Consider the following 22,061-nt stretch of genomic DNA (forward strand, 5'->3'; position numbering starts at 1 on the left):
GGTCCGGCTGGGCGTCCGGCGTCTCCGACCCGGAGTCGGTCTCGATCAGTCCGCTCAGCACCTGGTCGAGTGTCTTGACGGTGGAGGGCAGCGTGATGACGAGCTCCACCAGGCCTTCGGCGGCCTGCTTCCACGTACCGCGGTCGTCGAGGTCGGTCACGGCGGCCGAGAGGACGGCGGCCGCCTCCTGCGCCCACGGGGCCCATCGCGCCAGGCAGGCGTAGACGGCTTCGGCGACCTCCCGGTCGTCCACGTCGCTGAGACCGGTGACCAGTCGCGCGTAGCGTTCCCGGTGCCGCTCGGCCAGTTCCAGGGGCCGGACGCGGAGGACGGCGTGGCGCAGCGCGGGGGCTCCCTGCGCGGCGGACTCGACCAGCTTCCAGGCCCGTCCGTCGTCCAGCAGCCCTGCCGCGCTCGACACGCATGCCGCCCGTACGTCCTCGTGCTGGCCCGGCAGTTCGTACGTCGCCAGCAGAAGCTCCGCCGCCTCGGCGACCGGAAGGCAGGTCGCGGCGAGCCGGACCGCCTCCTTGCGGCCGGCCACCTTCACGCCCGCCGGAGGGCCGTCGTGCGGGCCCTCTTCCGCGGCCGGCAGCAGAAGGCCGTGCACCACCTCGGACAGTTGCGACGGGGCGACGTGGCGGCATGCCCGCGAGAGTGCCGGCACGGCCGTGCGCACGCGGTCGTCACCGGTGTGTTCGAGCAGCAGGGGCAGGGCGTCGCCGGGCCTCTCCGTCCGTACCAGCGACGCCAGCGCCGCCTCCGCCAGCTCGGACTCCTCGGCGACGGGGTCGTCCGCCCACATCCGCAGCTCGCGGGCACCCTCGCCCGGAACGTGCGCGAGCTGGGTCAGCGCCTCGCGGCGCACGTCCATGGGGGCGGCTTCGTCGTCCACTTCGCGGGCGAGCAGCTCGGCGGCGGCGCGCTGCTGGCGGGGCAGCCAGCGGTCCGTGCAGCGTCCGACGGGGGGCAGGGGGCGGCGGCTGCCCTTGGTCAGGAAGCGCCCGTAGGGCGTGCTGGAGTCCAGCACGTGGGCGAGCAGGTCGGTGCGCTGCATGGTGATCGTCCGGGCCACCGCGGGCAGCAGCGCCGCGGAGGTGTCGTGGGCGAGCACCTCGGCGACGCGGCTCTCACGTGTGCGGGGATCGCTCAGCCACAGCTCCACCGCGGTACGGGCGGTGGCCTCGTCGCCGAACTGCACCGCCTGCCACAGCAGTTCCTGCAGTTCGGACATGCCGGCGGCCCGCCTGCCGACTCCCCGGGCCAGGGCGAAGGTCAGACCGTGGTCGACGTTCTCCGCTCCGGCCTCCAGCCAGTACCGCAGTGCCTCGAAGACGGTGTGTTCCTGACCGCGCCGCAGCGTGCGGTCCAGCCGTCCGAGGTCGGCGCCGCCGGTGTTGCCCCACAGGCGCACGATCGTTCTCAACGCCCAGCCCGTCAGGCCACGTTCACCGCCGGCGGCGTGCTCGCGCAGCAGCGACTGGGCGAGGCGGCCGAGAGCGCCGCGGGTCTCGGCCGAGGAGTCGGGTGCCTGGACGGCGTCCCCTGCGACACGGTCGAGGTGCTCCGCGGCCTCCTCCCTCATCAGGCGCGGGGGCAGGTCCGCGAGAGCGGTGAGCGCGGCGCAGCGTACGACGTCCTGCTCGTCGCGCAGCCGGGCCATGTCGGCGAGCAGCGCGGTGACCGCGGCCGGGTCCCCACCGTTGCGCGCAGCGGTGTACGCGGCCTGCCGGACGAGCAACGGCCAGGCGTGCGCGCGGTCTTCGGCGGCGGGACGGCGGGTGGCCTCGGCGATCTCCTCCCGGGCCTCCTCGTCGGGCAGGTGCGCCAGCGCCGCGAGGACGGACGTCCAGTGGGCGTCGCGCTCACGTGCCTGCTGCGCCATCCGGCGTGCTTCCTCCTCGCGGCGGCTGTGCGGCAGCGCGGCGAGCACGTCCTCGTGGAGGGCTTCGTGTGTGCGTTCCTCGGCGTCGGTCACGATGTCGTGGAAGACGGCGCGACGGCTGGGCGGAAGCGCTCGCAGCAGCTCGGCGAACCGGTGCGGGTACGAGCTCCACGCGCGTCCGAGTTCGATCAGCTCGGGCGGCTCGGCCCGTACCAGGCGCCGGAGTACGGACGGCGGCAGCCCGGTCTCGCGCAGGTGTTCCGCGTGTTCGGGGTCGAGCAGGAGGCGCAGCGCCCTGCCCGGGTTCGCGGCGACGAGCCGGGGCAGCCGGGACCACAGCTCGGGGGCGAACGCGGCGCCGTGTTCGCGGTACTGCTCCAGAAGTTCCAGTACGCGGTGGGGCCTGTCGGCGGCGGCCCTGGCGACGCCCTGTCCGTACCGCTTCCACCAGCCCTCGCGCATCACCGGGGGCAGCGCGTCCAACTGGCGTGCGGCCTCTGCCAGAAGGGTGTCGGGATGGCGGCGGGCCAGCACCCGCCAGGCGGCGACCGCGTGGAAGAGCTCGGGCAGCAGGCGCAGGACAGTCTTCGGCCCGCATCCGGGCAGCAGTCGTCCGGCGTCGGCGTCGCCCCAGCGGGTGCGGACCACGTCGATCAGCCCGTCGGCGAGGCCGGTGCGGCGGCCGCTGACGATGGTGCGCAGCAACTCGGCGCGTACGGCCGCGGGGGCGTCGTGGAGCGCCGCCAGGAGCGCGTCGTCGGTGACGGCGCTGGAGGGTGCTGCGGCGGCGCGTTGGGCGTGACCTCGGATGACGGCATCGGGATGGGCGAGACGGGCGGCCACGTATGCGGTGTCCTGGCCGGCGCAGGCTGCGATCAATGCGAGCCGCTGGCCGTACGTTCCGTACTGTTCGAGCCCGTCCAGCAGCCCCTCCAGCTCCTCCCTCCCGGCCGCGCGCGCCCGGTCCGCGACCCGGCGGATGCGCTGCGGATACGCGAGCGGGTCGAGGGTGTCGAGAAGTTCGGTGGCTGCTGCACGCGACATGGCGGTGATTCTGCCCGCGCCGAGTGCTCTCGTTACCTGGATGTGCAGGAAGTGAGTGTATTTTGTGCGCCGCCTGTCCCGCCGGGTCCCCCGGCGCCCCGGCGGCCAGGCCCGATACCGTCGCAGACATGGATGATGTGATCGTGGTGGGCGGCGGCGTGGCGGGGCTGACGACGGCGGTGCTGCTCGCCGAACGGGGTCTGGGCGTACGGGTGTTGAGCCGGGACGAAGAGTCCCGCACAGCCTCCGCGATCTCCGGTGGCCTGTGCTGGCCCTACCGCATCGAGCCACAGGAACAGGCCGTCGAGTGGGCGGTACGGTCCTTCCGCAATTTCGCATGGCTCGCCGAGCAGCCGGCGCTCACCGGCGTGCGGCTGGTGCGGGGCTTCATGGACGGCGACGACTCGGCGCCGCCCGAGTGGCTCTCGCTGGTTGGGTCGCCGCCCCGCTCCCCCATCATCGACATGACGACCTATCTCCCCTATCTGCGCGGGCGGTTGACCGCCGCCGGGGGCCACTGCGAGCAGCGCGAGCTGACTTCCCTGGACGAGGTCTCGGCTCAGGCCTCGGCGGTTGTCGACTGCAGCGGCCTCGGGGCACGCGAGCTGGTCGGCGACGAGACGATGCGGCCGGTGCGGGGGCAGATCGTCGTGGTGGAGAACCCGGGCGTCGAGGACTTCTACATCTCCTCCCGGCCGGACGTGTCCGTGACCACCTACATGCTGCCGCAGCCGTACGGGCTGCTGCTCGGAGGCACCGCCGACGAAGGGGCGGAGGACCTGACGCCCGATCCCGCCACGACCCGGGCCATCGTCGACCGCTGCGCCCGCGTCGATCCCGCCGTCGCCGGCGCACGGGTGCTGGAGGAGCGGGTGGGGCTGCGCCCGTACAGGCCGCGCGTGCGCCTGGAGTCGGAGCGGCTGCGGGACGGCACCTTGTGCGTGCACAACTACGGTCACGGCGGCGCCGGTGTCACCGTCTCCTGGGGCTGCGCCCTCGACGCGGTGCGGCTGCTGGATTCCGGGATGTCGGCCTGATGACGTTCGTGTGTCGATGCGCGCCATGGACGTACCGGCACCGGCCGGAGTACACACCCTTGAACTCACAAGGCGTCTCTCGTGCATTCACAAGGGAGTTGGAGGACTCGTGCGTCACAGATTCATCGTCACGGCCGGCGTGGTGGCCGCCCTCACACTGGCGGTCCCGGCATCGGCTGCCGAACCCTCACCGGGCGCGCCAGGAGCGGGGGACCCCTACTACCCGGCGTACGGCAACGGCGGCTACGACGTGTCGCACTACGACCTGAACCTGAAGTACCAGCCGAAGACGGACGAGCTGAAGGGCACGGCCACTCTCCTGGCCAAGTCCACCCAGGAACTGAGCCGCTTCAACCTGGACTTCGCCCTCGATGTGAGCTCGGTCCACGTCAACGGCCGCAAGGCGCAGATCTCCACTTCCGGCGCACACGAGCTGGAGGTCACTCCCGCTCGACCGCTCGCCAAGGGTGAGGACTTCAGCATCGTCGTCCGCTACTCGGGCATCCCCTCCGAGGTCGAGGTGAACGGCTTCACCTCCTGGCACCGCACCCCGGACGGCGGGGCCGCCGCCAACCAGCCCGAGTCCGCCTGGTGGTGGTACCCGAGCAACGACCACCCCAAGGACAAGGCCACGTTCGACGTCAGCATCTCCGTGCCCGAGGGCTACAACTCCCTCAGCAACGGCGACCTGGTCTCCGAGCGGCCGGACGGCAAGTGGACCAGGTCCAACTGGCGCTCCGACAAGCCGCAGGCCACCTACCTGGCCACCGTCGCCGTGGGGAAGTTCGACGTCACGAAGAGCACGACCGAGAGCGGCATCCCGGTCATCAACGCCTACAGCAAGGGCCTGGGGGACGAGGCCGGTTCGGCCCGCGCCAGCGTCGAGCGCACCGGCGAGGTCACGGACTGGCTGGAGAGCGTCTTCGGCCCGTACCCCTTCAGCTCGGTGGGGGGCTACGTCCCCGACACCGGCGTGGGCTTCGCCATCGAGACCCAGACGCGTGCCTTCTACGGCAACGAGCGCTTCAAGAAGGGGACGGACGTCTCCGTCGTCGTCCACGAGCTGGCGCACCAGTGGTACGGCGACAGCGTGTCCGTCCGCCAGTGGGAGGACATCTGGCTCAACGAGGGCTTCGCCACCTACGCCTCGTGGCTGTGGTCGGAGAAGGAGGGCGACGGCACCGCACAGGAGCTGGCCGAGACCGCTTACTCCTCCTACCCCGCCGACGACGAGTTCTGGACGGTCAAGCCGGGCGACCCGGGCCCGGAGAACCAGTTCCACGACGCGGTCTACGACCGCGGGGCGATGACGCTCCAGGCGCTGCGCAACAAGATCGGTGACAAGAAGTTCTTCGCCGTGCTGAAGGGCTGGCCGGCCGAGAAGGGCCACGGCAACGCCCGTGTCAAGGACTTCGTGAGCTACGCGGAGAAGGTGTCCGGCAAGCCGCTGGCCGCCCTCTTCGACACCTGGCTCTACGAGCCCGTCAGGCCGGCGAAGCCCTCTCTGGGCGGCGCGAAGGCTGAGCGGGACGGCAAGCAGGCAGCTCCGAAGTCGTGGCGGGAGATCAAGGCGGTGAACGGCTCGCACAGGCACTGAATGAGCCGCTGAACGGCCCACGGCCCGGCCACCGGAACGCTGACGCGTCCTCGGTGGCCGGGCCGTGGTGTGTGCGGGTGCGGCCTGCCTGTGCGCGCCTGCTCAGGCGCCGCCGGCCGGGATCGGCTTGATGAGCGCGAAGGTGCCGCCCTGCGGGTCCTGAACCACCGCCATCCGGCCCGCCATCATGTCGAAGGGCGGGACGAGCACGGAGCCGCCTCTGGTGATCAACGCGTCCACGGTGGAGTCGGTGTCGTCGATCGCGAAGTACGTCATCCAGTGCGAGGGCGTACCGGGAGGCGAGTTCTCGAGCCCCTGCATGCCGCCGACCGTCCGGCCGCCCACGTTGAGCGCGTTGTAGCCGGGGGCGCCCTCCATCGGGGTGGTGTCGATGTTCAGGTGCCGGTAGAAGCCCATGGCCGCGTCCAGGTCGGAGGTGTTGAGCTCGCTCCAGACCACCGCACCGTGCTCGTTGACGATCTGCGAGCCGGTGAAGTCCTTGGCCTGCCACAGTCCGAACACCGCGCCGGTGGGGTCGGCGGCGACGGCCATCCGGCCCAGGTCCATCACGTCCATGCCGGGCACCATCACGGTGCCGCCGTTCTCGAGGACGGCGTGGGTGGCGCCTTCCACGTCGTCGGAGGCGAGATAGGCGGTCCACGCGGTCGGGGGCGTCGGCCCGCCCTCCGGGGACATCGTCTTCATGATGCCCGCCACCGGCTTGCCGTGCAGGGTGCAGACGGAGTAGCCGCCGGTCTCCGGGGGCCCGATCTCGCCCTGCCAGCCGAACAGGTCGCGGTAGAAGTCGAGGGCCGCCTGCTGGTCCGGGACCATCAGGTCGATCCAGCAGGGGACGCCGGGCTCGTACCGGCCTGTCATCTCGGGCATGAGGGCTCCTTGTCGCTGCTCGGTCACGGTCACTGTGCCGAGAGAGAGTTGGCCGTCGACTCTCGCCACGCCGCCCCGTGTCCGGGCCCGGCGACGAATTCACCCGCATCCCCTTCCGCGTCCGGCCCACGGGAGGGCAGGCCGGGCGGCCCCGCAGCCCCGTCAGCGGCGGACACCCCTGAGGTACTCCTTGCGCGCCTCGTACGCCAGCGGCAGGAACCGGAGCCGCTCCGGCAGCCACGGCACCACCTGCCGCACCACGCGGCACAGCCGCCGCAGCCGCCGTTCCTGACGGCGCGTCCAGGGCAGGCCGATGGCCGCGCGGGCGTCCGGCGGCATCAGGCCGATGGTGACGAACCGCCGGAAGCGGACGAAGAGCGGCAGCAGCAGGGGCCACAACGACCGCAGAACCACTCGCACCGGACGCGGTCCCCGGTCGGGCGGCGGGACGCGCTGGGCGGTGGAGACGAGTTCCTCGACGACGAGGGTGCACTCCAGCTCCTCCTCGAGCATCCGCCTGTAGTACGGCCAGAACTCCTCGAGCGTCTGCGGCATGTCGCGTTCCCGCAGGCCCAGGACCCGCCCCACCTGGAGCCACTCCGCGTACAGCCTGCGCTCCTCCTCATCGGTGTACGGGCGGATCCCCAGGTACCGCTGAGCATGCTGGTAGACGGGGAAACCCGTGGCGTGGACCCATGAGTAGTTGGCCGGGGTGAGCGCGTGGTACTCGCGGCCGTGCGCGTCCACTCCCTGGATGCCCCGGTGCAGCTTGCGCAGCCGCCGCCCCTCCTCGGCGGCGGCCTCTCCCCCGTACACCCACAGCTGCACGCTCGTCAGGGAACGCTCTCCACGGCCCCACGGGTCGGTACGGAAGACGGAGTAGTCGTCGACGCCCGCGCTGACGGCCGGATGCGCGACCTGCATCGTCAGGGCGGCAGGCAGAGTCAGCAGCATGCGGATCTCGCCCGCGAGGTCCCACAGCATTCCGCCCGGAGGGGGCGGCTCGGGCTCCTCACCGGCTGGACGGCCGGGCAGGCTGCTCTCGCTGCTCACCTTGTACATGATGCTCCCAGCTGTGTTCGTGTGCGCGGCTGCGTGCCGGGCCGGTCGGCGGTCCGGCACGCGATCACCCGGTGCAGGAGGCTGCCATGCCCTTCATTCCCACCCCGGAGCAGCGCGACTTCGTCGCCGCCGTCCAGGATTTCGCCCGGCGCGAGTGCGGTACGCGTGAGCAGCGGGACGCGCTCACCGCCGGCACCGGCGGCTCGCACAGCCCCGAGCTCTACCGGAAGCTGGCCGCCCTGGGCTGGCTCGGCGTCTGTCTGCCCGAGGCATACGGGGGTGCCGGCGGCGGCACGACGGATGCGTGCCTCTTCCTGGAGGAGTACGCCCGCGGCCTGGTCCCCGCGGGGGGCTACGTCACCTCCGTCATCACGGCGAAGGTGTACGAGAGGTTCGGCAGCGAGGAGCAGAAGGCCGCGGCGGTGGGCGGTGCCGCCGCCGGGCAGGTGCTGTCGATCGCGATGTCCGAGCCGGATGCGGGGTCGGACGTCGCCGCGCTGCGCTGCTCCGCCGTACGCGGGGCCGACGGCTCGTGGCTGGTCGAGGGGCACAAGACGTGGATCTCCAACGCGCACCTCGCGAGCTCGATCCTGCTGGTCGCCCGCACGGACTCCGGCGGGGCCAAGCAGCAGGGGCTCACGATGTTCCACGTGCCCGCCGACACCGCCGGCGTGGAGATCCGGGGCATCGAGACGATGGGCGGCAGGGAGGTCAACGACGTCCGCTTCACGGGCGTGAGGCTGCCCGCCGACGCCGTGATCGGACGCGTGGACCACGGCTGGCATCAGCTGACGGCCGGACTCGACGCCGAACGCCTCTTCCTCGCGGCGAACATGCTCGGTCTCACGGAGCGCGTCTTCGCGGACACACTCGAATATGTCCGCACTCGCGAGCAGTTCGGCAGGCCTGTTGGTTCGTTTCAGGTACTGCGACACCGACTGGCCGATTTGGCCACGGAGTTGGAGTGTGCCCGCCTTCTGGTGTACGACACTGCAGCGCAGTGCGATGCAGAGCCTCACAAGCTCTTCCCACGGGAGGCTTCCATGGCCAAACTGAAGGCTACGGAACTGGCCAAGCACGCCGCCTTGGAAGGCATGCAAATGATGGGCGGTTACGGCTATGCGACCGAATACGACATGGAACGGCATTTTCGTGCAGCCGTCGCCTCGACGGTTTACGGCGGTACGAGCGAGATCCAACGGGACATCATCGGCAGGAGCTACGGCCTCTGACGCGTCCCCCCAGCACATGGCAGATCTGAACAGTCGGATGTGGGTGATCCTTTGATCAGTCGATTTTCGGCCTGCGGCTTTAAATGATCGCTGTCTCCCCTATATTGGTGCGGCGCTGACCGACCTCTCGCGGCTCACCCCCTCCCCTGCCCGGACCTGTCCACAAGGACCCTGATTGATGACCCCCGAAATCTCTCCACCGTCCAAACCGTCCGCCCCCGGCGCCGCGGCCCGTGGCGCCGGGCAGCCGTCGAGAACGCAGCCGCCGAAAACGGGGACGGGCACCTCCCTCGCCTTGCTGATAGCCGTGCTCATCACCGGACCGGCGTGCCTGTACGCGGTCTACGCGGCGCCACTGTCCATGCGCACGGAAGTCGCCTGGGGCAGCGGCGCCGCCGCTTTTCTCCTGTGCGTCACGGCCGCCGTCGCCGCGCGCAACATCCTCGCCGCACGCGCGCTGCGCGCCATCGTCGCGCAGAAGGACGCCGAGACGGACGCGGATCGGGCAGTCGCCGCGCACTTCGCCGACGTCATCGTGCCGATCCTGGTGCAGCGCCTGCGAGCCGGCGCCTCCGCGCAGACGGCTCTGGCGGCCGTCCCGACGGTCACGAACAACACGCACCAGCGCGTGCTGCACTCCCTCGCCAACGAGGTGCACCGCGGAGAGGGGCTTCGCGCCGCCGCGATGGCCGCCTGTGCCAACGCGGCCGGCCGCGTGCAGGCCCTGGCCACGAGCATGGCGGCGGACCTGCGGGACTTGGAGCACAAGTACTCCGACGAGGAAGTCCTCGGCGACCTCCTGCACTTGGACCACCGCACGGCGCAGACCGGACGGCTCGCGGACTCCATCGCGGTGCTGACCGGTGCACGTACGGGACGCCGCTGGGCGAAGCCCATCGTGATGGAGAGCATCCTGCGCGGCGCGATGGGCCGCATCAGCGGCTACCAGCGCGTGCGGCTGCACTCCTCGTGCGAGCTGGCGATCGCCGGCCACGCGGCGGAAGGCGTGATGCACGCCCTGGCGGAGCTGATGGACAACGCCGCCAACTTCTCCCCGCCCACCTCCGAGGTCCACGTGTACGTGGAGGAGGCCTCGGCCGGCGTCATCATCACCATCGAGGACGGCGGTCTGGTCATGGGCGAGGTCGCGCTGCAGCGCGCCCAGCAGGCCGTCTCGAACGAGTCGCTCGACCTGACCAACCTCTCCGGCACCCGCCTGGGACTGGCCGTGGTGGGACGTCTGGCCCGCAAGCACAACCTCTCGGTCTCCTTCCGGCCCTCCGCCCACGGCGGGACCGGCGTACTGCTGATGGTGCCTCAGACGCTCATCACACAGCCCAAGAGAGAGACGCAGAGCATGACGCGCGAGCCCGCTGCCGCACCTCTTCCCCCCTCGGGCGGGATCAGCCAGGCGCCCCGGCAACGGCCTCTCGAATCGGTCTCGGAGCGCAGCCTGGAGACGCGCATCCCCGCGCAGGAGACTCCGAGGACGGCCAACGACCTGCCCAAGCGCACTCGGTCCGTCAGCGCGCCTTCGGCCGCCGCCCCGGAGTCCCCGGCCCTGTCTCCTCCGGCCGCCTCCGAGTCCTCAGAATCCTCTGCGTCGACGGAGCCCTCGCCCGAACACGCTCCGGCCGGCGAGACCGACGGCGGACTGCCCAAGCGGCGCCGCGGACAGACCCTCGCGGCCGCTCAGCGGCGCACCGCGTCAGCCAGCGCCGACCGGGCAGCGGAGCCCGCCAGATCGGCTGAGCACTCCGGCTCCCGGTTCGGTGCGTTCCGCCGAGCCGTACAGGGCGGTTCGTCGGCCCAGGAGCAGAAACCCGACGACTCTTCCTCCGTTTCCCCTGCACCCTCCTCGTCCCGCCCGGAGGACAACACCGAATGATCACCGACGGCAAGCTCGACTGGTTGCTGGAGAGTCTGCTGCGACGGACTCCGGGGGCCCGGCACGCCCTCGTGCTCTCCCGCGACGGACTGAAGTTGTGCAGTTCCTCCGAACTCGATGTCGACCAGGCGGACCAACTGGCGGCCATCTCCGCGGGCATCCAGAGCCTGTCCCACGGGGCGTCCGTGGAATTCGGCAACGGCAGCGGCGGCGTACGTCAGGCGATGGCCGAGTTCTACGGCGGCATCCTGTTCGTCGTCGAAGCGGGCTCCGGCGCGCACCTCGCCGTAGTGGCGACGGAGGACTCCGACGTGGGCCTCATCGGCCACAACATGAACGAACTGGTGGAGCAGCTCAGCGAGTACCTGACCACGCCTCCCCGGCAGCAAGACGAGAGCAGAGACCCGAGGTGAAGCGGCCGGGCCGGGACGACGACCCGGACCGGCTGTACACCGTGACGGGTGGGCGCAGCCGGTCCGAAACGGATGCGTTCGATCTGGTCACCCTGGTGGTCGGCGAGTGCGAGCCGGCAGCCGGAATGCAGTCGGAGCATGCCTCCATCCTGCGGATCTGCCGGTCCCCGACGGCAGTTGTGGAGATCGCGTCGGATCTGGGCCTGCCGGTGAGCATCGTCCGGATCCTGCTGGGCGACCTGCACGCCGCGGGCCGGATCACCGCCCGACATCCGCGTACACCAGCCACCGCGGATCAACTTCCCGATCCCGAAATCCTGAAGCAGGTGCTCGTTGGACTCCGCAACCTCTGACCTCACAGGAACACGCCCGCCGTTGCGCAGCACCGCCGAGAACGGTCTCAAGATCGTCATCGTCGGCGGATTCGGGGTCGGCAAGACCACGATGGTGCGTTCCGTCAGCGACATCCGTCCCCTCAACACCGAGGAGACGATGACGCGGGCGGGCGAGGGCGTGGACGACCTCACCGACGTTCAGAGCAAGACCACGACCACCATCGCCTTCGACTTCGGGCGGATCAGCCTCAACGACACCACCGTGCTGTATCTGTTCGGAGCGCCCGGGCAGGAGCGGTTCTGGTTCCTGTGGGACCGGCTCTTCTCCGGCACGCTCGGTGCGGTGGTCCTCGTGGACACCCGCAGACTGGCCGACTCCTGGTACGCCATCGACCGCCTGGAACAGCACGGCATGCCGTTCATCGTGGCCACCAACGACTTCGGCGGTCCGCACTACTCCGGCGAAGAGGTCCGTGAAGCCCTCGATCTGCCCGAGGGCATCCCCCTCATCGAGTGCGACGCGCGCTCACGCGAGTCCAGCAAGGAAGTGCTGATCACCCTCGTCAACCACTTGTACGACCTGTCCTTCTCCGCCCGGGAGAGCACAACGTGACACCACCACCGCAGTCCGCCGCCGACGAGCCTGTCGTGCAGCAGGCCGCACAAGCCCACGGCTGCCCGGCTCACGCCGACTCCGTGGCGATGTTCGGACCCCGCTTCGTCAACGAGGACCGGGGACAGCTCTACCGCGACATGCGCGAACAGCACGGCGCCATCGCACCGGTCACCCTCCTCGGCGACATCCCGGCATGGCTCGTCCTCGGCTATCGCGAACTGCACCACGTCACCGCCGACCCCGTACTGTTCACGCGTGATTCGTCGGTGTGGAACCAGTGGGACCGGATCCCGCCGGACTGGCCGCTCATGCCGATGGTCGGCCGGCAGCCGTCCATCCTCTACGAGACGGGCGTCCGCCACGCGCGCCGCTCGGCCGTCGTCGGCGACGCCTTGAGCGAGGTCGACTCCTTCGAACTCCGCAGCTACGCCGAGCAGCACGCGGACGGGCTCATCGACGCCTTCTGCGGACGGGCCGAGGCCGACCTGATCGCCGAGTACGCCAAGCAGCTTCCCGCCCTCGTGCTCGCCCGTCTCTACGGGTTCACCGTCGAGGACGGCGCGGCGCTGCTCCCCAGCATCAACGCGCTCATCGACGGCGCCGACGGCGCGCTCGAGGGCAGGCAGTACATCCAGCGCGCCATGGGCTCGCTGCTGCGTTCCCGGGCCATCACGCCCGGTGGGGACGTCTCCACGCGGATGCAGACGCACCCCAACTCGGCGGAGTTCTCCTCGGAGGAGATCCTCGAGGACATGATGGTCAACATCATCGCGGGCCATCAGCCCACCGCCGACTGGATCGGCAACTCCCTGCGCCTGATGCTCACCGACGACCGCTTCTCGGCCTCCCTCAGCGGGGGCAGGCACAGCGTCGGAGAGGCCATGAACGAGGTGCTGTGGGAGGAGACGCCCACACAGAACATCGCGGGGCGCTGGGCCACACGCGAGACCTACGTGTCCGGCAAGCGCATCGAGAGGGGCGACCTGCTCGTCCTTAGCTTCGCCGCGGCCAACGCCGATCCTCAAGTACGCCCGGACCAGACGGTGTTGACGGGCGCCAACAGCGCCTTCTTCTCCTTCGGGCACGGAGAGCACCGCTGCCCGTACCCGGCGCAGGAGATCGCCGAGGGCATCGCGCGCACGGGGATCGAGGTGCTGCTCGACCGCCTCCCGGACGTCGATCTGGCCGTGGCGCCCGAGGCGTTGACGTGGCGGCCCTCCCCTTGGCTCCACGGGCTGGAGTCGCTGCCCGTCACCTTCTCGCCCACGACGGCGCTGAAGAACATGGGCTGACGAGCCTGTTCTGAGGTACGTGCTGTGCGCCCGGGCCGGTCCGGTGCGGGCGCCGCCCCCCTCACCGCCCCTCGGCGTGCCCCTGCTCGTAGAGCTCGTCGATGAGGTGTCCGTACTTCTCCTGCACGACCCGGCGGCGCAGCTTCAGCGACGGCGTCAACTCGCCGCTCTCCGGCCCCCATTCCTCGCTGAGGAGGCAGTGGCGCCTGACCTGCTCGGCGCGGCTGAGGCGTTCGTTGGCCGCCTGCACGGCACGGTCGATCTCGGCGTGCACGGCGGGGTGTTCCACGAGGTCGGCGAGGCCGACGTCGATGCCGCGGGCCGTCGCCCAGGCGGGCGCCATCTCGGCGTCGAGGACGAGCAGTGCGACGAGGTAGGAGCGTCCGTCGCCGTGCACGAGCACCTGGCCGATGAGGGGATGTTCCTTGAGGGCGTTCTCGACCAGCGCCGGCGAGACGTTCTTGCCGGTGGAGGTGATGATCATCTCCTTCTTGCGGTCCGTGATCCAGAGGAAGCCGTCCTCGTCCACTCGCCCGATGTCGCCCGTGGCGAACCAGCCGTCGGAGTCGGTCGCGGGCGAGACGGAGCCGTCGGCGCTCAGATAGCCCTCGAAGACGCTGGGCCCCCGCACCTCCACCTCTCCGTCGGACGCGGTGCGCAGCTCCACGCAGTCCAGCGGCCTGCCGACCGAGCCGAGCCGGAAGGCACCGGGCCTGTTGGTCGTGGCCGCGCCCATCGTCTCCGTCAACCCCCATGCGTCCATGATCACGATGCCGAACCCGGCCCAGAAGCGCACGACCTCCAGGGGCATCGGCGCGGACGCACTCGCCGTCCACCTGAGTCGGTCGAAGCCGGCCATGGTCAGCAGCGGGTCCAGGACGTCTCGCTTGGCGCGCTCGAAGGAGGCCGCCAGCTCCTCGGGAGGCTCCTCGCCCCGTTCCTGGTGAGCGACGACTTCGCGCGCCACCTCACCGGCCGACTCGACCGCCTGCCGCTGCTCCTGGGGGAGTTGGGCGAGCGCCGCCCGTACGGATGCGGCCAGCTTCTCCCACACCCGCGGCACGCCGAAGAACTCCACCGGGTGCAACTCCCGTGCGCTCGCCGCGACTTGTGCCGGATCGGCGCACAAGTACACGTGTGCGGCGCGGAAGACCGGGAGGTAGATGCCGAGCATGCGCTCGGCGATGTGCGCGAACGGCAGGTAGCAGATGTGCTCGGCGTGGTCGGGCAGTTCGACGGCACGGTCGAGCGAGAGAGCGTTGAGGACGACGTTGCGGTGGGAGACGACCACCCCCTTCGGGTCGCCGGTGGTGCCGGAGGTGTAGACGACGGTGACCGGGTCGCCTGCCCGTACGGCACGCCAGGTCCGCTCGAAGGCCTCCGGGTCGTGCGCCTCGTGCGGGCGGGTCAGGCTGCCGAAGGGGATGTGCTCCGGGCCCTCCCCGCCGGCGGGCGGCCGCCCTTCGGTGTGCGGCTCCGCGTCCGGGACCGGCTCCACGACGACGAGCCGCTCCATCAGGTGCTCCCAGCGCGCGACCGCCTCCGCCTCGACGACGGCGAGCCGGGCACGGCTGTGCCGCACGATGTACGCGATCTGCTCGGGTGCCGCGGTCCCGTAGACCGACACGGGAACGGCGCCGAGATGGGCGAGGGCGAGGTCCGTCAGCCAGTGCTCCGGGCGGTTGCCCATCATCATCAGGACGTGCTCTCCGCGCTCGACACCGAGGGCGGAGAGTCCGGCGGCGAGCCGGGCGACGCGCTCCCGCGCCTCGGTCCAGGTCAGGGTCGCCCAGTGTGCGGCACCGCCGTCGATGCCGGTGTCGTTCTCCCGCCAGGAGAGGGCCGGCAGGTCGCCGTGGTCCTCGGCGTTGCGCAACAGCAGTGCGGGGATGGTCAGTTGGGCCGGGTCGGCTTCGGGGAGTCGCAGGATGGCGGTCATGACGGCCTCCGGGCTCGGTGACGGATGTGCCGGTCGACGGACCCTCGTGGGCGGGCTCACGGGTGAAGGGGATTTACCCCGGGGTCATTGCAGTACAAGACTGGTGAGACAGCAATACTGTTGAACGCAGGTCCAGCGAGATGCGGCAGGGAGAAGCGCGGATGGAGCAGCAGCGAGCGGTCGAGGGCGACGCCGACAACCTGACCGTGGACCAGCTCGCGGCGCGGGCGGGTGTCACGGTCCGCACCGTCCGCTTCTACAGCACCCGCGGTCTGCTGCCGCCTCCCACCATCGGGCCTCGCAGGGTGGGCCGCTACGGCCCGGATCACCTCTCCCGGCTTGCTCTGATCGAAGAACTCCAGAACCAGGGCATGACGCTCGCGGCGATCGAGCGCTATCTGCAGCGGCTGCCCGACGACATGAGCCCTCACGACCTGGCGATCCACCGTGCCATGGTCGCCTCCTGGATGCCCGACACCGTGGATGAGGCGACACGGGACCAGTTGGAGCAGCGCGTGGGCCGCGAGCTGACCGACGACGACCTCGAACGTCTGACGGCGATGAGCGTGCTGGAGGGCACGGAGGACCCCGCGCTCTTCCGCGTCGATCCCACTCTGCTGCACCTCGGGGTGCGCCTGCTGGACATGCCGCTCTCGCAGGACACGATCCTGGCCGCGCGCGAGGCCATGATGGAACACGCCCGTTCGGCCGCGCGCGAGCTGAGCCGCCTGTTCAAGGACGAGGTGTGGCAGCCCTACCGCGAGCGGGAGGCGGACCCGGACCAGGTCGCGCGGATGAAGTCTCTTTCGGCCCACATGCAGCCGATGGTGGTGCAGGCGCTGATGACCGCCTTCCAGCGGTCCTTGAGGGAAGAGCTGCAGGGGGCGTTCCCGAAGGAACACCCCCCGCACCCCTCAGACGGCCAGGTCAGTCCGTGAAGGTCTCCCCCTTGCGGGCCTTCTCCGTCAGCAGCTCCGGTACGGCGAACCTGTCGCCGTAGCGCTCCTGGAGCTCGCCGGCACGGGCGATGAAGCCGGGCAGGCCCCCCTCGTAGCCGTTGATGTACTGGATCACGCCGCCCGTCCACGGCGGGAAGCCGATGCCCATGATGGAGCCGATGTTGGCGTCGGCGACCGAGGTGAGGACGCCTTCCTCGAAGAGGCGGACGGTGTCCAGCGCCTCGGAGAAGAGCATCCGCTCCTGCATGTCCTCGAACGGGATGCCGGGGTCGGCCCCGGTCCCGAAGTGCTCGCGCAGACCCGGCCACAGCTTGCCGCGCTTGCCGTCCTCGTCGTAGTCGTAGAAGCCGGCGCCACCGCTGCGGCCCGTACGCCCGAACTCGTCGATCATCCGGTCGAGGACGGGGTCGGCGGGGTGCGTCTTCCACTCGACGCCCTCGGCCTCCAGCGCACGCCGCGTCTCCTCGCGGATCTTGCGGGGCAGGGTGAAGGTGAGCTCGTCCATGAGCGAGAGCACCTTGGCGGGGTAGCCGGCCTGCGCCGCCGCCTGCTCGACTGACGCGGGCTCGACCCCTTCGCCCACCAGGGCGACGCCTTCGTTGATGAAGTGGCCGATGACGCGTGAGGTGAAGAAGCCGCGGGAGTCGTTGACGACGATCGGCGTCTTCTTGATCTGCTGCACCAGGTCGAAGGCTCGGGCCAGCGCCGCGTCCTCCGTACGGGCGCCCTTGATGATCTCCACCAGCGGCATCTTGTCCACGGGCGAGAAGAAGTGGAGCCCGATGAAGTCGCCCTGGCGCTCGACGCCTTCTGCGAGGGTGCTGATGGGCAGCGTCGAGGTGTTGGAGCAGAGCAGCGCGTCGGGCTCGACGACGTCCTGGATCTCCTGGAAGACCTTGTGCTTGAGAGCGGGGTCCTCGAAGACGGCCTCGATGACGGCGTCGCAGCCGGCGACGGCCTGCGGCTCGGCGGCCGGGGTGATGCGGGCCAGCAGCTCGTCACGCTTGGCCTCGGTCGTGCGGCCGCGCTCGATCGCCTTCTCCAGCAGCCCGGCCGAATAGCTCTTGCCCTTCTCTGCCGCCTCCAGGGTGACGTCCTTCAGGACGACGTCGATGCCGGCCTTGGCGCAGGAGTAGGCGATCCCCGCGCCCATCATCCCGGCGCCGAGCACGGCGACCTTGCGCACCTGGCGCGGCTCGAATCCCTTGGGGCGGCTGCGTCCGGCGTTGACGGCCTGGAGGTCGAAGAAGAAGGCCTGGATCATGTTCTTCGAGATCTGGCCGGTGACCAGCTCCACGAAGTAGCGGGCCTCGATGACCTGGGCGAGTTCGAAGTCGACCTGCGAGCCCTCGACGGCCGCGGACAGGATGTTGCGCTGCGCCGGATAGGGGGCGCCGGCCGTCTGCTTCGCCAAGTTGGCCGGGAAAGCAGGCAGGTTGGCTGCGAACTTGGGGTGGGAGGGGGTGCCGCCCGGGATGCGGTAGCCCTTCACGTCCCAGGGCTGGCTCGACTCCGGGTTGGCGTCGATGAAGGCGTGGGCGGCGGCCAGCATCGCTTCACGGGTGTCGACGACCTCGTGCACGAGGCCCTTCTCCTTGGCCTTCGCCGGGAAGTACTGCTGCCCCTGGAGGAGCACGTTCAGCAGTGCGTCGGCGATGCCCAGGAGGCGGACCGTACGGGTCACGCCGCCGCCCGCGGGGAGCAGTCCGAGCGTGGATTCCGGGCAGCCGATCTTGGAGCCCTTGGCGTCGAGCGCGACACGGTGGTGGCAGGCCAGCGCGATCTCGAAACCGCCCCCGAGCGCGGCCCCGTTGATCGCGGCGACGACGGGCTTGCCGAGGGTCTCGATGCGGCGCAGGTCGCGCTTGATCTGCATGCTCGCCTCGAAGACCTCCTCGGCGTCCTCGGGACGTGCCTTGATGAGGTCGTTGAGGTCGCCGCCGGCGAAGAAGGTCTTCTTGGCCGAAGTGACGATCACGCCGCGGACGTTGCCCGCCTCGTTCTCACGCTCCAGGCGGTCGGCTGTGGCGCCGAGCGACGCCTTGAACGCCGCGTTCATGGTGTTGGCGGACTGGTCGGGGTCGTCCAGCACGAGGGTGACGACGCCGGTCTCGTCCTGTTCCCAGCGGATGGTTGTGGACGTCGTGCGCTCAGACATGGTGGGTGTTCTCTCCGTACGTGGGGAGGTGCGGGATGGCGGGCCGTACCGGCTCAGAGCCGCTCGATGACGGTGGCGCTGCCCATGCCTCCGCCGACACACAGCGTGGCCAGGCCGTAGCGCTGGTCGCGGCGCTCCAGTTCGTCGACGAGCGTGCCGAGCAGCATCGCGCCGGTGGCGCCCAGCGGATGCCCCATGGCGATGGCGCCGCCGTTGACGTTCACCTTCTCCAGCGGCAGTTCCATGTCCCGGGCGAAGCGGAGGACGACGGCGGCGAACGCCTCGTTCATCTCGACCAGGTCCATGTCGGCGGCGGTGAGGCCCGCCTTGGCCAGCGCCTTGCGGGAAGCGGGCGCGGGGCCGGTGAGCATGATGGTGGGGTCGGCGCCGGAGACGGCGGCCGAGAGGATCCGCGCACGCGGCCGTAGCCCGTAGCGCTCGCCGATCTCCGCGTTGCCGACGGCCACCAGGGCGCTGCCGTCGACGATGCCGGAGGAGTTGCCCGCGTGGTGGACGTGGTCGATCTGCTCCACCCAGTGGTACCGCTGCAGGGCGACCGCGTCGAAGCCGCCGAGCTCGCCGATGTCGGCGAAGGAGGGCTTCAGGCCCGCGAGGGACTCGGGCGTGGTGCCGGGCCGGATGTGTTCGTCACGGTCGAGGACGGTGAGGCCGTTGCGGTCGGTCACGGGGATGACGGAGCGGTCGAACCGTCCCTCCTTCCACGCCTGGGCCGCCAACTCCTGTGAACGTGCGGCGTATTCGTCGACGTCCCGCCGGGAGAAGCCCTCGATGGTGGCGATGAGGTCGGCGCCGATGCCCTGCGGCACGAAGCCGGTCTCGAAGCTGGTCATGGGGTCCATGGCCCAGGCTCCGCCGTCGGAGCCCATGGGCACCCGGGACATCGACTCGACGCCGCCGGCGAGGACGAGGTCCTCCCATCCCGAACGCACCTTCGCCGCCGCGAGGTTGACCGCTTCGAGGCCCGAGGCACAGAAGCGGTTCTCCTGAACGCCGGCGACGGTGTCGGGCAGACCGGCGGCGATCGCTGCGGTCTTGGCGATGTCGGAACCCTGGTCGCCGACCGGGCTGACGACTCCGAGGACGATGTCGTCGATGGCGGCGGGGTCGAGACCGGGGTGCCGGCGGCGCAGCTCGTGGATGAGGCCGACGATGAGGTCGATGGGCTTCGTGCCGTGCAGCGCGCCGTTGGCCTTCCCGCGGCCTCGCGGGGTGCGGATGGCGTCGTACAGATACGCTTCGGTGCTCATGATCAGCAGCCTTTCGGTGCGTACGGGTCAGGAGCCGTCCGGGAGAAGGACCGGCCGGACGGCGTCCCGTTGAGGGCTTGTTCAGTCGAGAATCGAGCGGCCGACGATCTCCTTCATGATCTCCGTCGTGCCGCCGTAGATGGTCTGGATGCGTCCGTCGGTGAAGGCGCGGGCCACTGGATACTCGTTCATGTAGCCGTAGCCGCCGTGGAGTTGGAGGCAGCGGTCGGTGACGCGCTTCTGCAGTTCCGTCGCCCACCACTTGGCCATGGAGGCGTGTGAGGCGTCGAGCTCACCCTTCGCGTGGTCCTCGATGCAGCGGTCGAGGAAGCTGCGGGTGACCGCGCACTCCGTGGCCATCTCCGCGATCTCGAAGCGGATGTGCTGGAGCTTGGAGAGCGGCCTGTTGAACGCCTTGCGCTCCTTCACGTACGTCGTGGTCTGCGCCAGCACCTCCTCGGCCGCGGCGATCGCGCCGACGGCGATGGTCAGACGCTCCTGGGCGAGGTTGGTCATCAGGTGGATGAAGGCACCGTCCAGCTCACCGAGGAGGTTCTCCTTGGGGACGCGCACGTCGTTGAAGAACAACTCGGCGGTGTCCTGGGACTTCTGACCGATCTTGTCGAGGTTGCGGCCGCGCTCGAATCCGTCCGCCCCGCGCTCGACGACGAGCAGGCTGAGCCCCTTCGCGCCGCCGTCGGGTCTGGTGCGGGCGACGACGACGACGAGGTCGGCGAGGATGCCGTTGGAGATGAACGTCTTGGAGCCGTTCAGCAGCCAGTGGTCGCCCTTGTCCTCCGCGCTGGTGAGGATGCCCTGGAGGTCGGAGCCCGCGCCCGGCTCGGTCATGGCGATGGCGGTGATGATCTCGCCCGAGCAGAAGCCGGGCAGCCAGCGGCGCTTCTGCTCCTCGGTGGCCAGCGAGGTCAGATACGGGCCGATGATGTCGTTGTGCAGGCCCACCGCGATGCCCGCGGCACCCTTGCGTGCGAACTCCTCGGAGAGCACGGCCGCGTAGCGGAAGTCCTCCACTCCCCCGCCGCCGAACTCCTCGGGCACCGCGAGCCCGAGCAGACCCTGCCTGCCGGCGGCCAGCCACGCCTCGCGGGAGACGATGCCGTCCTTCTCCCACTGCTCGTAGTGCGGCTCGACCTCCTTCGCGAGGAAGGTGCGGACGGTCTGCCGGAACGCTTCGTGGTCCTCGGTGAAGATCTGGCGCTTCATGTGGTGGGTGCTCCCCTTCGAGCCTTCGAGTCTTCGGGATCCTGGGGACTTCGCGTCCCGACCGTGGCCTGTCCGAACCTGCGCGGCCTCATGTGTCCGCGGACGTCCGCCCGCAGCCGGCGAGGCCCGCTGCCGGGGACTCGTCAGAACCAGCTCTTGACCTGCTCGATCAGCTTGGCCGGCTCGGCCCCGACGGGAACGACGTTGAGCATCGTGACCCCGGCCTCGCGGAACGCCTCGATGCGCTCGCGTACGTAGCTCTCGGGACCGCAGAGGGAGACCAGCTCGCAGAACTCGGCGGGAACCGCCGCCTCCGCCTCCCTCTTCTTCCCCGCGAGGTAGAGGTCCTGGACCTTCTCGGCGGCCTCCTCATAACCGTACGCCCGGGCCACGTCGTTGTAGAAGTTCTTGCCCTTGGCCCCCATGCCGCCGATGTAGAGGGCGATGAGGGGACGCACGGTCTCCCGTACGGCCGCCGCGTCCTCACCCACGGCGAGGACCGTGCCCGCGGAGATCTCCAGCGGCCCGCGCGCGGGGTCCCGCTTGGCCGCTCCCTCGGCGAGCGCGGTTCCCCACACCTGCTGCGACTTCTCCGGGACGAAGAGGTGCGGCAGCCACCCGTCGGCGATCTCGGCGGTCATCCGGACGTTGGCCGGGCCGAGCGCCGCCACGTAGATGGGCACCTCCTCCCGGACCGGGTGGTTGAGGAACTTCAGCGGCTTGCCGAGCTTGCCGCCCTTCTCCGCGGGCAGCGGCATGTCGGTGATGCCGTGGTGGTCGATGATCTCGCGCCGCCAGATGCGGCGGCACAGCTCGACCGTCTCGCGTGTGCGGCCCAGCGGCTTGTCGTACGTCTTCCCGTGCCAGCCCTCGACGACCTGCGGCCCGGAGGCGCCGAGACCGAGCAGGGCGCGCCCGTCGGAGAGGGCGTCGAGCCCGGCGCCGGTCTGGGCGATGAGCGCGGGGGTGCGCGAGTAGACGTTGAGGATGCCCGCGCCGATCTGCATCCGTTCGGTGCGCGCGGCGATGTAGCCCATGACGGTCGGCGAGTCGAAGCCGTAGGCCTCGGCGACCCAGACCGCGTCGAGACCCGCGGCCTCCAGCTTCACGACCTCGTCGGCGGCGGTGCGGGGGTTGTCGGCGTACTGGAGGGGCGTGGCGATCTTCATGCGTCACTGTCCTTGGCAGGGGGTGCGGTTGCGGTGGTGGTTCCGGGGGCGCCCG

17 protein-coding genes are annotated in these 22,061 nt (G+C 70.4%); 9 read left to right on the top strand and 8 right to left on the bottom strand.

Annotated features, from left to right (window positions below; genetic code table 11):
• On the bottom strand, positions 1–2,929 hold a 2,929-nt coding region (locus tag H5J26_RS14375; protein WP_181766231.1), incomplete at its 3' end, for a hypothetical protein.
• Positions 2,930–3,057: 128 nt separating this feature from the next.
• Here H5J26_RS14375 and H5J26_RS14380 point away from each other — a divergent pair.
• A complete protein-coding gene (locus H5J26_RS14380) occupies positions 3,058–3,966 on the top strand; it encodes an FAD-dependent oxidoreductase (RefSeq protein WP_181766232.1) in 909 nt (302 codons plus the stop codon).
• 109 nt (positions 3,967–4,075) lie between these two features.
• The gene (locus H5J26_RS14385; protein WP_309237909.1) at positions 4,076–5,563 is read left to right on the top strand and encodes a M1 family metallopeptidase; all 1,488 of its coding nucleotides are present in this window, start codon (positions 4,076–4,078) and stop codon (positions 5,561–5,563) included.
• A 102-nt stretch (positions 5,564–5,665) separates the two neighbouring features.
• On the opposite strand, the gene H5J26_RS14390 is transcribed toward H5J26_RS14385, so the two are convergent.
• Both H5J26_RS14390 and H5J26_RS14395 read right to left on the bottom strand, forming a co-directional pair.
• Positions 5,666–6,451 carry a VOC family protein gene (locus H5J26_RS14390; protein ID WP_181766234.1) on the bottom strand — a complete coding sequence of 262 codons (786 nt, stop codon included), beginning with the start codon at positions 6,449–6,451 and terminating at the stop codon, positions 5,666–5,668.
• A gap of 162 nt (positions 6,452–6,613) precedes the next feature.
• Positions 6,614–7,435, bottom strand: a complete 822-nt coding sequence (locus H5J26_RS14395; RefSeq protein WP_235980704.1) for an oxygenase MpaB family protein — start codon at positions 7,433–7,435, stop codon at positions 6,614–6,616.
• 164 nt (positions 7,436–7,599) lie between these two features.
• On the opposite strand from H5J26_RS14395, the gene H5J26_RS14400 reads away from it, so the two are divergent.
• From H5J26_RS14400 to H5J26_RS14425, 6 genes are all read left to right on the top strand, one after another.
• Positions 7,600–8,745 carry an acyl-CoA dehydrogenase family protein gene (locus H5J26_RS14400; protein ID WP_181766236.1) on the top strand — a complete coding sequence of 382 codons (1,146 nt, stop codon included), beginning with the start codon at positions 7,600–7,602 and terminating at the stop codon, positions 8,743–8,745.
• 178 nt (positions 8,746–8,923) lie between these two features.
• The gene (locus H5J26_RS14405; protein ID WP_181766237.1) at positions 8,924–10,633 is read left to right on the top strand and encodes a sensor histidine kinase; all 1,710 of its coding nucleotides are present in this window, start codon (positions 8,924–8,926) and stop codon (positions 10,631–10,633) included.
• Positions 10,630–11,046: a roadblock/LC7 domain-containing protein gene (locus H5J26_RS14410; RefSeq protein WP_181766238.1), complete on the top strand. Its 417-nt coding sequence runs from the start codon at positions 10,630–10,632 to the stop codon at positions 11,044–11,046. Before H5J26_RS14405 ends, H5J26_RS14410 begins: the two co-directional genes overlap by 4 nt.
• Entirely contained in the window at positions 11,043–11,399 is a 357-nt protein-coding gene (locus tag H5J26_RS14415) for a DUF742 domain-containing protein (protein WP_181766239.1), read from the top strand. The genes H5J26_RS14410 and H5J26_RS14415 overlap by 4 nt, the downstream gene beginning before the upstream one ends.
• Complete coding sequence (locus H5J26_RS14420; RefSeq protein ID WP_181766240.1) at positions 11,380–11,994, top strand: GTP-binding protein; 615 nt, start codon at positions 11,380–11,382, stop codon at positions 11,992–11,994. The genes H5J26_RS14415 and H5J26_RS14420 overlap by 20 nt, the downstream gene beginning before the upstream one ends.
• Positions 11,991–13,289 carry a cytochrome P450 gene (locus H5J26_RS14425; protein ID WP_419183798.1) on the top strand — a complete coding sequence of 433 codons (1,299 nt, stop codon included), beginning with the start codon at positions 11,991–11,993 and terminating at the stop codon, positions 13,287–13,289. Before H5J26_RS14420 ends, H5J26_RS14425 begins: the two co-directional genes overlap by 4 nt.
• A 61-nt stretch (positions 13,290–13,350) precedes the next feature.
• On the opposite strand, the gene H5J26_RS14430 is transcribed toward H5J26_RS14425, so the two are convergent.
• The gene (locus H5J26_RS14430; RefSeq protein WP_181766241.1) at positions 13,351–15,228 is read right to left on the bottom strand and encodes an AMP-dependent synthetase/ligase; all 1,878 of its coding nucleotides are present in this window, start codon (positions 15,226–15,228) and stop codon (positions 13,351–13,353) included.
• A gap of 161 nt (positions 15,229–15,389) precedes the next feature.
• Between H5J26_RS14430 and H5J26_RS14435 the strand changes: the two genes are divergently transcribed.
• Positions 15,390–16,166: a MerR family transcriptional regulator gene (locus tag H5J26_RS14435; RefSeq protein WP_181766242.1), complete on the top strand. Its 777-nt coding sequence runs from the start codon at positions 15,390–15,392 to the stop codon at positions 16,164–16,166.
• Here H5J26_RS14435 and H5J26_RS14440 read toward each other — a convergent pair.
• The 4 genes from H5J26_RS14440 to H5J26_RS14455 form a co-directional block, all read right to left on the bottom strand.
• Positions 16,156–18,345: a 3-hydroxyacyl-CoA dehydrogenase NAD-binding domain-containing protein gene (locus H5J26_RS14440; RefSeq protein ID WP_181766243.1), complete on the bottom strand. Its 2,190-nt coding sequence runs from the start codon at positions 18,343–18,345 to the stop codon at positions 16,156–16,158. The genes H5J26_RS14435 and H5J26_RS14440 overlap by 11 nt on opposite strands.
• Before the next feature lie 53 nt (positions 18,346–18,398).
• On the bottom strand, positions 18,399–19,613 hold the full coding sequence (locus H5J26_RS14445; RefSeq protein WP_181766244.1) for an acetyl-CoA C-acetyltransferase: 1,215 nt from the start codon (positions 19,611–19,613) through the stop codon (positions 18,399–18,401).
• 81 nt (positions 19,614–19,694) lie between these two features.
• Positions 19,695–20,837 (bottom strand): acyl-CoA dehydrogenase family protein, encoded by a 1,143-nt coding sequence (locus H5J26_RS14450; protein ID WP_181766245.1) that lies wholly within the window; start codon positions 20,835–20,837, stop codon positions 19,695–19,697.
• Positions 20,838–20,980: 143 nt separating this feature from the next.
• Entirely contained in the window at positions 20,981–22,006 is a 1,026-nt protein-coding gene (locus H5J26_RS14455) for an LLM class F420-dependent oxidoreductase (protein ID WP_181766246.1), read from the bottom strand.
• Positions 22,007–22,061: the final 55 nt, after the last annotated feature.

The organism is Streptomyces albidus (ex Kaewkla and Franco 2022), from assembly GCF_013870515.1.
Classification (GTDB): Bacteria; Actinomycetota; Actinomycetes; order Streptomycetales; family Streptomycetaceae; genus Streptomyces; species Streptomyces albidus.

What these genes read in the sequence shown, in the direction of transcription:
- H5J26_RS14380 (WP_181766232.1), top strand. Translation starts at nt 3,058, where the DNA reads ATGGATGATGTGATCGTGGTGGGCGGCGGCGTGGCGGGGCTGACGACG.
- H5J26_RS14390 (WP_181766234.1), bottom strand. Translation starts at nt 6,451, where the DNA reads ATGCCCGAGATGACAGGCCGGTACGAGCCCGGCGTCCCCTGCTGGATC.
- H5J26_RS14395 (WP_235980704.1), bottom strand. Translation starts at nt 7,435, where the DNA reads ATGCTGTGGGACCTCGCGGGCGAGATCCGCATGCTGCTGACTCTGCCT.
- H5J26_RS14400 (WP_181766236.1), top strand. Translation starts at nt 7,600, where the DNA reads ATGCCCTTCATTCCCACCCCGGAGCAGCGCGACTTCGTCGCCGCCGTC.
- H5J26_RS14405 (WP_181766237.1), top strand. Translation starts at nt 8,924, where the DNA reads ATGACCCCCGAAATCTCTCCACCGTCCAAACCGTCCGCCCCCGGCGCC.
- H5J26_RS14410 (WP_181766238.1), top strand. Translation starts at nt 10,630, where the DNA reads ATGATCACCGACGGCAAGCTCGACTGGTTGCTGGAGAGTCTGCTGCGA.
- H5J26_RS14430 (WP_181766241.1), bottom strand. Translation starts at nt 15,228, where the DNA reads ATGACCGCCATCCTGCGACTCCCCGAAGCCGACCCGGCCCAACTGACC.
- H5J26_RS14435 (WP_181766242.1), top strand. Translation starts at nt 15,390, where the DNA reads ATGGAGCAGCAGCGAGCGGTCGAGGGCGACGCCGACAACCTGACCGTG.
- H5J26_RS14440 (WP_181766243.1), bottom strand. Translation starts at nt 18,345, where the DNA reads ATGTCTGAGCGCACGACGTCCACAACCATCCGCTGGGAACAGGACGAG.
- H5J26_RS14445 (WP_181766244.1), bottom strand. Translation starts at nt 19,613, where the DNA reads ATGAGCACCGAAGCGTATCTGTACGACGCCATCCGCACCCCGCGAGGC.
- H5J26_RS14450 (WP_181766245.1), bottom strand. Translation starts at nt 20,837, where the DNA reads ATGAAGCGCCAGATCTTCACCGAGGACCACGAAGCGTTCCGGCAGACC.
- H5J26_RS14455 (WP_181766246.1), bottom strand. Translation starts at nt 22,006, where the DNA reads ATGAAGATCGCCACGCCCCTCCAGTACGCCGACAACCCCCGCACCGCC.